The 11343-nt window shown below is 59.7% G+C and carries 7 protein-coding genes; 2 read left to right on the top strand and 5 right to left on the bottom strand.

Going from position 1 to position 11343, the window contains the following annotated elements:
* Positions 1–443 precede the first annotated feature (443 nt).
* Positions 444–2303, top strand: coding sequence for an autotransporter domain-containing protein (locus QMX98_RS10765; RefSeq protein WP_282410748.1), 1860 nt, complete (start codon positions 444–446; stop codon positions 2301–2303).
* 135 nt (positions 2304–2438) lie between these two features.
* On the opposite strand, the gene oadA is transcribed toward QMX98_RS10765, so the two are convergent.
* On the bottom strand, positions 2439–4247 hold the full coding sequence (gene oadA / locus QMX98_RS10760; protein WP_010465372.1) for a sodium-extruding oxaloacetate decarboxylase subunit alpha: 1809 nt from the start codon (positions 4245–4247) through the stop codon (positions 2439–2441).
* Between the two features lie 11 nt (positions 4248–4258).
* On the bottom strand, positions 4259–5674 hold the full coding sequence (locus tag QMX98_RS10755) for an acetyl-CoA carboxylase biotin carboxylase subunit (RefSeq protein ID WP_169857215.1): 1416 nt from the start codon (positions 5672–5674) through the stop codon (positions 4259–4261).
* A gap of 190 nt (positions 5675–5864) precedes the next feature.
* On the opposite strand from QMX98_RS10755, the gene QMX98_RS10750 reads away from it, so the two are divergent.
* A complete protein-coding gene (locus tag QMX98_RS10750; protein WP_282410747.1) occupies positions 5865–6827 on the top strand; it encodes a LysR family transcriptional regulator in 963 nt (320 codons plus the stop codon).
* Here QMX98_RS10750 and QMX98_RS10745 read toward each other — a convergent pair.
* From QMX98_RS10745 to QMX98_RS10735, 3 genes are all read right to left on the bottom strand, one after another.
* Positions 6769–6978, bottom strand: coding sequence for a hypothetical protein (locus QMX98_RS10745; protein ID WP_010465375.1), 210 nt, complete (start codon positions 6976–6978; stop codon positions 6769–6771). The genes QMX98_RS10750 and QMX98_RS10745 overlap by 59 nt on opposite strands.
* 251 nt (positions 6979–7229) lie before the next feature.
* The gene (gene hexR, locus QMX98_RS10740) at positions 7230–8096 is read right to left on the bottom strand and encodes a transcriptional regulator HexR (protein ID WP_008027445.1); all 867 of its coding nucleotides are present in this window, start codon (positions 8094–8096) and stop codon (positions 7230–7232) included.
* A gap of 135 nt (positions 8097–8231) precedes the next feature.
* Positions 8232–11105, bottom strand: a complete 2874-nt coding sequence (locus QMX98_RS10735) for an EAL domain-containing protein (RefSeq protein WP_010465376.1) — start codon at positions 11103–11105, stop codon at positions 8232–8234.
* Positions 11106–11343: the final 238 nt, after the last annotated feature.

Here is an 11343-nt window from a genome sequence, read left to right as displayed (position 1 = left end):
GCATCGATGTATCGATGGCTCAGCAACCAGAGATTGATGCGGCTGTCGAAGCGCCCGACAAAAAAGCTCGAACAACCGCTTGGCGAAAAAGTGATGATCTTTTGGCGATCAGGAACTTCATTGGTCCGATGCAGCATGCCGTCAAACCCGCTTCACTAAAGCCACAAGAACCGGTAATTCAGCCGCCAACTGATTCGGCTGCCCCGGAACCTGTAGATCTCGCAGCGCATCTTTACGACTTTCCCGAAACTGCCGACGATTCGCTCCCACCACCATCGCCCGCAACACCGGAAGGCGAACCCGGCCCGGTTTCGGCTGAGGTGCCAGCGAATCCTGCTCCACCTGTAGCCGCTACCACGGAACCCATCGATCCAGCGGAGCCTCTTTACGAGTTACCCGGGAACAATGATGTCCCGCTCGAAACGGTAGATAACGATTTACCGATGACGTTCGACGAATTCTCAAATGCCGATGGCGTCAAGCGCACCACTGCAGCAGGGCGGTACGAAAGCATCGACGGCGTCTCACTGACACTGGGGATGGGAGATGACCTTCTTATCATCGGTAGCGGTGTCAGCTTTGCAGGAGAAATTCAGGGCGGTGGTGGGAAAAACGCAATACTGCTCGACTCCCCCGAGGGCGGCGTACTCGACAAAACCAGTCACTTTTCCGGGTTGCGAGTCGCGCAAGGCGCTTGGTCTTTGACGGGTAAAGACGACTTCGACCGCGGAGCCGAGGTATTGGACGGCGCAACGCTGTTCAACATGGGCAGCATCGCGGGTGATGCCATTGTTCGCGAAGGGGGTCGCTACGGTGGCCAAGGTGAAGTACGCAATCTTTATGTAGACGGTACATTGCAGGTCAGCGAGCGGCTTGGCGCTCCACACGTCAGAGAAGACCTGATATTCACAGAGGGTGCCACGCTCTCCTACGGCGTAACGGCTACCGGCAAGCCTCCCACCATCATCGTCGAAGGTATTGCAGCGCTTGAAAATGCCTCACTGGAGGTTGCTGCACTGCCGGGCAACTATCCCGACAGCAGTGATTACACAGTGCTGAAAGCCAGCCTGGTGGAAGGAAAATTCGGTAGCGTCACGAGCAATCTGGCGTACATGACGCCGAAGCTGTCTTACTCCAAGACTGATGTGGTGCTCAACTACGCTCGCAATGAAGTACCGATAGAGGATTTCGCCGCAGACGACAATGCTCGAGCGTTTGGCCAAAGCGTGGCCGAGCCGACGGCTAAAACAAGTGAGTCCAATGCGGCCGTCACCGCCCTGCTCACCACCGACAAATCCACCGCCACCTACGCTCTTGAGCAACTGGCCGGTGACAGCAATGCCAACCTCGTCAAGGCAACCCTCAACAGCGACAGCCCCGTCAGCGCCTCCTTGCTCTCGACCATGCGCCAACTGGACCGCGCCAGCGCGTACAACCCACGCGGCAACCGTTCCAACTCGCCACGACTCGCCGCCGGCAGCCCGGAAAACGGCAGGGTCTGGCTGCAAGCCTTGGGACACGGTGGAACGCTGGATCGCGACCACTACGCTCTGCAAACGTCGACCAAAGGCCTCGTTCTGGGCGCAGATTGGGGTGTCGATGAGGAATGGCGTGTCGGTGTGATGGGCGGCAAGTCTGAGACTCGCCTGGACAGTCGTGAACTCGACGGCGATTTTGACAGTTGGCACTTGGGCGCCTATGCCCTGCGCCAGAACGGCCCCATGTCGCTGCGCTTGGGCGCGACCTACAGCAATCACGACGCCAGCACTAAACGTCGGGTTGCCTTCAACGGTTTCAGCGACCGCCCCGAAGGCCGTTATGCTGCCAGCACCCAGCAGGCCTTCGCGGAAGTGGGTTACAACCTGGGTCGAGCCAATGTCAGCATCGAACCCTTTGCCAGCCTTGGCTACCAACGCTATCAGCGCGACGGTTACACGGAAAAAGGTGGCGCGGCAGCGTTGAAAGTCCACGGCCAGACCCAGAACAACCTCAACAGCACGTTCGGCCTGCGACTGGCGAAGATCAACACCCTGGATAACGGCATGCAACTGACCCCGAGGTTCAGTGCCGGCTGGAAACACACCTACGGGGATATCGACATCGACACCCGTCAGCGACTGGCAACGGGCGGAAAGAACTTCACCGTTTCCGGTGCGCCGCTGGACCGTGACAGCTTGCTGGTTGATACAGGTCTGGACCTTGGCTTGTCAGCGAAACATACGTTGGGGGTCGGCCTTAACGGCGAGATTGGCACTGACAGCCGCAATCACGGCGTAATGGGACAGTGGCGGATGGCGTTCTGATCAACCATTGATTCACCGCAGTCCCAGTGGGAGCGAGCAGGCTCGCTCCCACATGTTCAAACGCGAAACTGCGGGCAAAAAAAAGGGGAGCACATGCCCCCCCGAGGTTTAAAACGGTGTATCGAGGCTGTTATCTCAGCCTTCGATCTCGATCAGGATTTCGCCCGGGTTCACCCGGTCGCCCTTCGCCACATGGATGGCGGTGACTTTACCGGCGATGGCCGCCTGGACTTCGGTTTCCATCTTCATCGCTTCGGTGATCAGCACGGCCTGGCCGGCTTTCACGGTATCGCCTTCCTTGACCAGCACGTCGACGATGTTGCCCGGCATGGTGGTGCTGACGTGGCCCGGAGCTGTGGCTTGCTTGCGCTTGCTGTTGCCACCGCTGACGAATTCGTTGAGCGGTTCGAACACCACTTCTTCCGGCATGCCGTCGATCGACAGATAGAAGTGACGCTTGCCTTCAGCCTTGACGCCAACACCGGTAATGTCGACGCGGTAGGTTTCGCCGTGAACGTCGATGACGAACTCGGTCGGCACGCCTTCACCACCGGCCGAGGTCACACCGCCGGCTTCAGGAATCGGCAGCAGCACTTCTGGCGTCAGGGTGCCGGCCGCGCGCTCTTCAAGGAATTTGCGGCCGATGTCCGGGAACATGGCGTAAGTCAGCACGTCTTCTTCAGACTTGGCCACGGCACCGATCTCGGCACGCAGCTTGGTCATTTCCGGCTTCAGCAAATCGGCCGGACGCACGTCGATCACGTCTTCGCTACCAATCGCCTGACGACGCAGTTTCTCGTTCACAGTGCCCGGCGCCTTGCCGTAGCCGCCTTGCAGGTAGAGCTTCACTTCGTTGGTGATGGTCTTGTAGCGCTCGCCGGCCAGCACGTTGAAGAACGCCTGGGTGCCAACGATTTGCGAAGTCGGGGTCACCAGCGGCGGGAAACCAAGGTCTTCACGAACTCGCGGGATTTCGGCCAGCACCTCGGCCATGCGGTTCAGGGCCCCCTGCTCTTTCAGCTGGTTGGCCAGGTTGGAGATCATCCCGCCCGGTACCTGGTTGACTTGCACACGGGTATCGACTGCGGTGAACTCGCTTTCGAACTGGTGGTATTTCTTGCGCACGGCGTAGAAATACAGACCGATCTCTTGCAGCAGCTCCAGGTTCAAACCGGTGTCGAACTCGCTGCCTTTAAGGGCGGCGACCATCGACTCGGTGCCTGGGTGGCTGGTGCCCGAAGCGAAGCTGGAGATCGCGGTGTCGATGTGGTCGGCACCGTTTTCGATGGCCTTGAGTTGGCACATCGTGGCCAGGCCAGCGGTGTCGTGGGAGTGGATGAACACCGGCAGCGATTGCTCGGATTTCAACGCCTTGACCAGTTCGCCGGTGGCGTATGGCGTCAGCAGACCGGCCATGTCCTTGATCGCCACCGAGTCGCAACCCATGGCTTCCATTTGCTTGGCTTGAGCCACGAACGCGTCAATGGTGTGCACCGGGCTGGTGGTGTACGCGATGGTGCCTTGGGCATGTTTGCCGGCCGCTTTTACGGCTTCGATGGCGACGCGCAGGTTACGCACATCATTCATGGCATCGAAGATGCGGAATACGTCGATGCCGTTGACCGCGGCCTTGGCGACGAAAGCCCTGACCACATCGTCGCTGTAATGGCGGTAGCCCAGCAGGTTCTGGCCACGCAGGAGCATTTGCAGGCGCGTGTTAGGCAGCGCGGCGCGCAGTTGGCGCAGACGCTCCCACGGGTCTTCTTTGAGGAAGCGTACGCAAGCGTCGAAAGTCGCGCCGCCCCAGCATTCCAGCGACCAGTAGCCGACTTTGTCGAGCTTGTCGCAGATCGGCAGCATGTCTTCGGTGCGCATGCGGGTGGCGAGCAGCGATTGGTGGGCGTCGCGCAGGATGGTGTCGGTTACAAAGATCTTCTTGCTCATTCTTATATTCCTCACAGGCCTGCGTGGGCGGCGATGGCGGCGGCGATGGCCAGGGCCAGCTCTTCGGGTTTGCGCTTGATCGAGTAGTTGGTCAGTTCAGGGTGGCTATCAACGAAGCTGGTATTGAACTGGCCGCTACGGAATTCAGGGTTACGCAGGATTTCCTGGTAGTACGCGGCAGTGGTCTTGACCCCTTGCAGACGCATGTCGTCGAGGGCGCGCAAGCCACGGTCCATTGCTTCTTCCCAAGTCAGCGCCCACACCACCAGTTTCAGGCACATGGAGTCGTAGAACGGCGGAATGGTGTAGCCGGTGTAGATGGCCGTGTCGGTGCGCACGCCGGGGCCGCCGGGCGCGTAGTAACGGGTGATCTTGCCGAAGCTCGGCAGGAAGTTGTTTTTCGGGTCTTCGGCGTTGATCCGGAATTGCAGCGCGAAACCGCGGTGCTGGATGTCTTCCTGTTTCACCGACAGCGGCAGGCCGGACGCAATGCGGATCTGCTCACGGACGATGTCGATCCCGGTGATTTCTTCGGTGATGGTGTGTTCCACCTGCACCCGGGTGTTCATCTCCATGAAGTACACCTCGCCCTCGGCGAGCAGGAACTCCACGGTGCCAGCGTTCTCGTAGCCCACGGCCTTGGCTGCGCGCACAGACAGGTCGCCGATGTAGGCGCGCTGTTCCGGGGTCAGTTGCGGGCTTGGCGCGATTTCGATGAGCTTCTGGTTACGGCGCTGGATCGAGCAATCGCGCTCGAACAGGTGCACCACGTTGCCAAAGCTGTCGCCGAGGATCTGCGCTTCGATGTGTTTCGGGTTGACGATGCATTTTTCCAGGAACACTTCCGCCGAACCGAAGGCCTTGGTGGCTTCGGAAATGACGCGCGGGAAGGCTTGTTCGAGTTCTTCACGGCTGTCGCAACGACGAATACCCCGGCCACCACCACCGGACGTGGCCTTGAGCATGACCGGATAACCGATGCGGTCGCCTTCGATCAGGGCTTCGGCGATGTCCGCAACGTTGCCTTCGGTCCCCGGAGTGACGGGCACGCCCGCCTTGATCATGCTGCGACGGGCTTCAGTCTTGTCGCCCATGCGGCGAATCACTTCAGCCGATGGACCGATGAACTTGATGCCGCGCTCGGCGCAAATGTCCGCCAGTTCAGCGTTTTCCGACAGGAAACCGTAGCCGGGATGCAGGGCATCACAACCGGTTTCGACCGCCAGATTCACCAGCTTGCGCGCATTGAGGTAACCGGCCAATGGCTCGGCACCGATGCTGTGGGCCTCATCCGCACGCTTCACATGCAAGGCATGGCGGTCGGCGTCGGAATAGATCGCGACCGAGCGAATGCCCATCTCGGCGCAGGCACGCACGATTCGTACGGCAATCTCACCACGGTTGGCGATCAGGATCTTTTTTATCACTTGGAGGTTCCCTTGAGCCGGTGGTACCCACGACCTGCTAGACCAGGTCGACGCGTGACTAAATGTTTCGACTTAGTCGCAGCCCCACACTAGCCCCCACAAGGGATTAACAAAAATGATTAATAATTGGGTTAGCCATAAGTAAAGACTTATAGTTGATCCATCAGCTTGTGGCGAGAGTGCTTATAAAATGCGTAAGTCATTGATGCGTATGACATTGCGTCAATTGCAGATCTTCAATGAGGTCTGTGATTTGAGGTCGTACAGCCGGGCAGCCGATGAAATGTCCCTCACCCAACCGGCCGTCAGCTTGCAGATTCGTCAGCTTGAGGAGTTGATTGGTCAGCCTTTGTTCGATTACGTCGGCAAAAAACTCTACATGACGGAAGCCGCCGAAGCACTACAGCGTGCCAGTCGAGACATTTTCGGGCGCCTGGAAAACCTCGATATGCAGCTGTCGGACATGCAGGGATCGTTGCAGGGACAGCTGAAACTGGCGGTGGAATCCAGCGCCAAGTATTTCGTCCCGCACTTGTTTGCTGCGTTCAAGCGTCAGCATCCGGAAGTGAATCTGCAACTGACGGTGGTCAACCGAGGGCAGGTGATCCGTCGACTGTCTGATAACCGCGACGACCTGGTGATCATGTCCATGGTGCCGCAGGACATGGGGCTGGAATTCCTGCCGTTCCTCAACAACCCGATCGTGGCCGTGGCGCCACCGGACCATCCGCTGTGTCACATGGGGCCGCTGCGCCTGCAAGACCTCGAGCCTTACACCTTGCTGCTGCGCGAGCCCGGCTCTGGAACGCGTATGGCGTGCGAAGAGTATTTCAAAGAGAAGCGCGTGCACTTCAACCAGACGCAGGAGGTCTCATCGGCCGAAGCCCAGCGTGAATGTGTGCTGGCGGGTCTGGGCGTCGCGCTGTTGACGCGCCACGCCCTGAACCTTGAGTTGGCGACCGGCGGATTGGTCGAGTTACCGGTCGAAGAACTGCCGCTGTACCGCAGCTGGTGCCTGGTGCAGGCCAAGGCCAAACGGCTGTCGCCGGTGGCCCACGCATTCCTTGCGTTTATCCGCAGCGAACGGGTGCAGATCAGCGCCCTGGTTGAGCGTTTCGACGGGAAGTTGCGGGAGCTGCCTGCCAGTAGTTGAGTTCCAGATCAGAAAAATCGCCGATCTCGGCCAGCAACTGGCGGCGCTCGCAGCGATCTTCGATGGCGCGGCGAAATTCCATGCGGCGCTGGTCTTCTTGCTGGCGACGGGTTTTGACGGCGCTGTTGCGTTCTTCGTAGGGCTGGGCCATTTCGAGTCTCCCAAGGCGATTACGGGAGTTTCAAGATAGGCGCGAGGGATGACGGTTTGGCGGCGGGTGGGTTACAGAACGATGAAACTCGCAGACTGACCGCGAACCTGTGGCGAGGGAGCTTGCTACCGCTCGGCTGCACAGCCGTCGTAATGAGCCTGATGCGATTGGTCAGAACATCGCTGTGAATGGTTTGGGGCCGCTCCGCAGCCCAGCGGGAGCAAGCTCCCTCGCCACAATTCCAGCCATTATCAGTCGTCGAGGGCTTTCACTGATTTGGGCGACAGCCGCAAGCTGCGCAGACTGCGTTTGACGCTCTTGAGGTGGTTGACCAGGCTCGGCCCGCGCGCCATGGCCACGCCCATCGCCAATACGTCGATCACCACCAGGTGAGCGATACGCGAGGTCAGCGGCGTGTAGATTTCAGTGTCTTCATGCACATCAATCGCCAGGTTGACGGTCGACAGCTCGGCCAACGGCGTCTGGCTCGGGCACAACGTGATCAACGAGGCGCCGCTCTCGCGCACCAGGTTAGCGGTGATCAACAAATCCTTGGAGCGCCCGGACTGGGAAATACAGATCGCCACATCGGTCGGTTTCAAGGTGACCGCAGACATCGCTTGCATGTGCGGATCGGAATACGCCGCCGCAGTCAGCAGCAAACGGAAGAATTTGTGCTGGGCATCCGCCGCCACCGCGCCCGACGCGCCAAAGCCGTAGAACTCCACGCGTTGGGCCTGGGACATCAACGACACAGCCCTCTGCAATTCCACCGGATCGAGCTTCTCGCGAACCTCCATCAAGGTGTGCAGGGTGGTGTCGAAGATTTTCAGGCTGTAGTCCGCGACCGAATCGTCTTCATGGATCGCAAACTGACCAAAACTCGCACCTGCCGCAAGGCTCTGCGCGAGCTTGAGTTTCAAGTCCTGGAAACCGGAACAACCGATGGCGCGGCAGAAGCGCACGATGGTCGGCTCACTGATGCCCACGCTATGGGCCAGGTCGGCCATGGAGCTGTGCATCACCGCCGCCGGATCAAGCAGCACGTGGTCGGCGACCTTGAGCTCCGACTTGCGTAAGAGGTGGCGTGACTGGGCGATGTGTTGCAGCAGATTCAAAGGTCTGGACTCTTTGTTATTGGCAGGGGCCGGGGATGTAGCAAGCTTGTAGTTATACTACATGAATCGGCTTTTTGCCTGCTCAATGCGTAACTCGATGTCCCCATTCCACGCCACATACGCTTGATGTAGCACTTACAAGGGTTTTGCGTCCTCACCTAAAAGCGCCGCCAGGTCATCGGCCTCGACTGGACGGCTGATCAGGTAACCCTGCACTTCATCGCAGCGCTCGGCTTTCAAGAATTCCAGCTGCTCTGCGCGCTCCACACCTTCAGCCACCACTTTCAGCGACAAGCCATGCGCCATGGCGATGATCGCCCGGGTGATCGCTGCGTCCTCGCTGCCCTGCCCCAGACCGCGGATAAACGCCTGATCGATCTTCACGTAATCCACGGGAATGCGCTTGAGATAACTCAGGGACGAATAGCCCGTGCCGAAATCGTCGATCGCCAGTTTCACGCCCAGATCCCGCAGCTGCTGGAACGTCGCGATGATGTGCTCGACGCTGTCCAGCAACTGGCTTTCGGTGAGTTCGAGCTCCAGGTAGTGCGGCGCCAGACCGGTTTCTTCCAGTACCTGCCGCACCAGGCTGACCAACTTGCCCTGGCGCAATTGATGCACCGACAAATTGACCGACACGCGAATCGGCTCAAGCCCCTGCCGTTGCCATTCGCAGGCCTGCCAACAGGCTTGGCGCAACACGAACTCGCCGATCGGACCGATCAGCCCGGTTTCCTCCGCCAGACCGATAAATTCAGCGGGTGGCACACGCCCCATGGTCGGATGATCCCAGCGCACCAACGCTTCGGCAGCGTTCAGGCGTCCGGTGGCGAGGCAAAGTTTCGGTTGGTAATAGACTTGCAGCTGCTTCTCTTCGATCGCTTTGCGCAGCTGATTTTCAAGCTGCAATCGCTCAAGGGTGCTGGCCTGCAAGCTCTCGGTGTAGAACTGGAAGTTGTTGCCGCCCAAGTGTTTGGCGTGCTGCATGGCAATGTTCGACTGGCTGACCAGCGCGGAAATTTCCCTGGCGGTGTCCGGCAACATGCTGATGCCCATCGAGGCGCTGACCACCAGTTCATGGCCATCGACGGTGATCGGCAAACGCAGTTTGGTCGACAACCGGGTCGCCACGCGCGCCAGGCTCGACAGGTTGCCGTAGGCATCGAATATCACCGCAAATTCGTCACCGGAAAGCCGCGCGATGGTGTCCGCCTCGGGCAATGCGTTGACCAGCCGCCGGGCCATTTTCTGCAGCAACTGGTCAGCGACTTCATGGCCAAGGCTGTCATTGAGCAGCTTGAAACGATCCAGGTTGATATGCAGCAGCGCCAGGCTGCGACGCCCGCCCTGACGCACTCGCTGATGCGCTTCGCGCAGCCGTTCACGGAACAGCGAACGGTTGGCCAGGCCCGTGAGTTCATCGTAATGGGTCAGATAGCGCATGCGCTCTTCGGATTCCCGTCGAGCGGACAGATCGGCGAAGAAGCCAACAATATGGCTCACCTTTCCCCGAGCATCCCGAACAGCGTTGAGTTGCAGCCACTGTGGATAGAGCTCGCCGTTTTTGCGGGTTTCCACCAGCTCGCCCTGCCACGTGCCGTGCTGTTCCAGCGCATGATGGATCGCGCCGTAGTGCCTGCGCGCATCGCGGCTGCACGGCAACTCGACGACGTTGCGCCCGATCATGTCGTCGATGTCGTAGCCGGTGACCCGGCTGAAAGCCTGATTGACCGCGATCAGCGCGTAATTGGGGTCGAAAATCACGATGCCTTCGCTGGCCGCCTCAAACACCGTCGCCGCCAGTTGGCGCTGTTCTTCCTGGCCCTTGCTCGCGCTGATGTCGCGGCGGGTGCCGACCATGCGGATCACCCGACCATTTTCGCTGCGCTCGACCGCTCGTCCACGGTCCTCGATCCAGACCCAGTGACCGTCGCCGTGCCGCACCCGGTATTCGATCTGGTAATCCTCGCTGCGGCCTTTCAAATGCTCGACCAGGGCACGACGCAGCGACGGCAAGTCTTCGGGATGAAGGCGAGGCTTGAGGTGGCTGAGCATCGCGGTGACGAATTCCGGTTCCAGGCCGAACAACTCTTGAAGTTGGGTGTGATGGACTTCGTCAGTTTGCAGGTTCCAGTCCCACAGCCCGAGTTCACTGGCCTTCAACGCCAGCGCCAGTCGCGCTTCGCTCTTGCTCAGGGCCTGGTTGGCCGCGTCCAGTTCGAGGCTGCGCTGGGCGACCCGGTTTTCCAGCTCGACCTGGGCTTCGCGCAATTTGTCTTCGGCGCACCGGCGATGATCAATCTCTTTGGCCAATTCGTGATTGAGCTGGTCGCCGCAGCTCTGCGCCTGCTGCAGATGCTCGATCAGGGCCTGATTCTGAAAGCGCCGTAGCAAGCCGCTGTCGATCAACCTGTTGACCTGCCAGGCCACCACGCTCAACGCGCCCAATAAAATCAGCCCGAACCAGCCCCAACCCTGGCCTTGTTCATCTCCACCCCAGAAGAGATAGGCGATGGCCGGCAACAGGCAAGGCAAGGTAAAGGACAAGAATGCCGGCAGGCTGACCGCATACGCAACGCTGGCCGACAGGGCGGCGGCGCCGATCAGGCCGAATACCCAGGCTTGCTGCATGAAATTATCAGCGGGAACCAGAGCGATGCCGGCACCGGCCAGGGTCAGGCCTGTCATGGCGGAGCCCAGCAGGAACATGCGACGCCAGACCGGATGGGCCTGGCGATTGGGAATGGCCGAATCGAAGGCCGCGACTTGAATCACCCGCAGGGCCACCAGCGATAGAAGCCAGATCAGCCAGACACTGACGATGAAGTAGCGCTGCGGACTCCAGAGCAGTGCGGCACAGACCAGCCCGTTGATCAGCATGAACAGCGTAGGCAGCAGCGAGCCCTGGTAGAGCAGGCGCGTGCGCTCGACCGCCATTTCCATGGCGTACTGTTTGCGGATAACCCGGGGCTCCACAGAAGGGCCCGACAGGTCGGAGCTGAGGGTCATAGGCAATGTTCTTGTTCTTATAATGGTGAGCATGAGCCCGAAACGTGGACGGAGCATACACAAGCCGATGCCCTTACCAAACTGCCCCGGATCATAAAATCGACAAAATTTCAGCCCCCCGCCGCCGCCTCAAAACCCTTGGAGCGAGCCCCGCCAACGCTTGCAGCCAGTGACTGACCGGTCGTCATTCGTGCTTCTTTCATCGGCTAATGCAAAGCTCGGTTTGCCCGGTGTGACG

The organism is Pseudomonas sp. PS02303, from assembly GCF_029959925.1.
Lineage (GTDB): Bacteria > Pseudomonadota > Gammaproteobacteria > Pseudomonadales > Pseudomonadaceae > Aquipseudomonas > Aquipseudomonas mandelii.
This window is presented reverse-complemented; position numbering and strand designations above follow the sequence as displayed.

Excerpts from the sequence above, each read along its gene's own strand:
- QMX98_RS10735 (WP_010465376.1), bottom strand. The coding sequence starts at position 11,105 with ATGACCCTCAGCTCCGACCTGTCGGGCCCTTCTGTGGAGCCCCGGGTT.
- oadA (WP_010465372.1), bottom strand. The coding sequence starts at position 4,247 with ATGAGCAAGAAGATCTTTGTAACCGACACCATCCTGCGCGACGCCCAC.
- QMX98_RS10765 (WP_282410748.1), top strand. The coding sequence starts at position 444 with ATGACGTTCGACGAATTCTCAAATGCCGATGGCGTCAAGCGCACCACT.
- QMX98_RS10745 (WP_010465375.1), bottom strand. The coding sequence starts at position 6,978 with ATGGCCCAGCCCTACGAAGAACGCAACAGCGCCGTCAAAACCCGTCGC.
- QMX98_RS10750 (WP_282410747.1), top strand. The coding sequence starts at position 5,865 with ATGCGTAAGTCATTGATGCGTATGACATTGCGTCAATTGCAGATCTTC.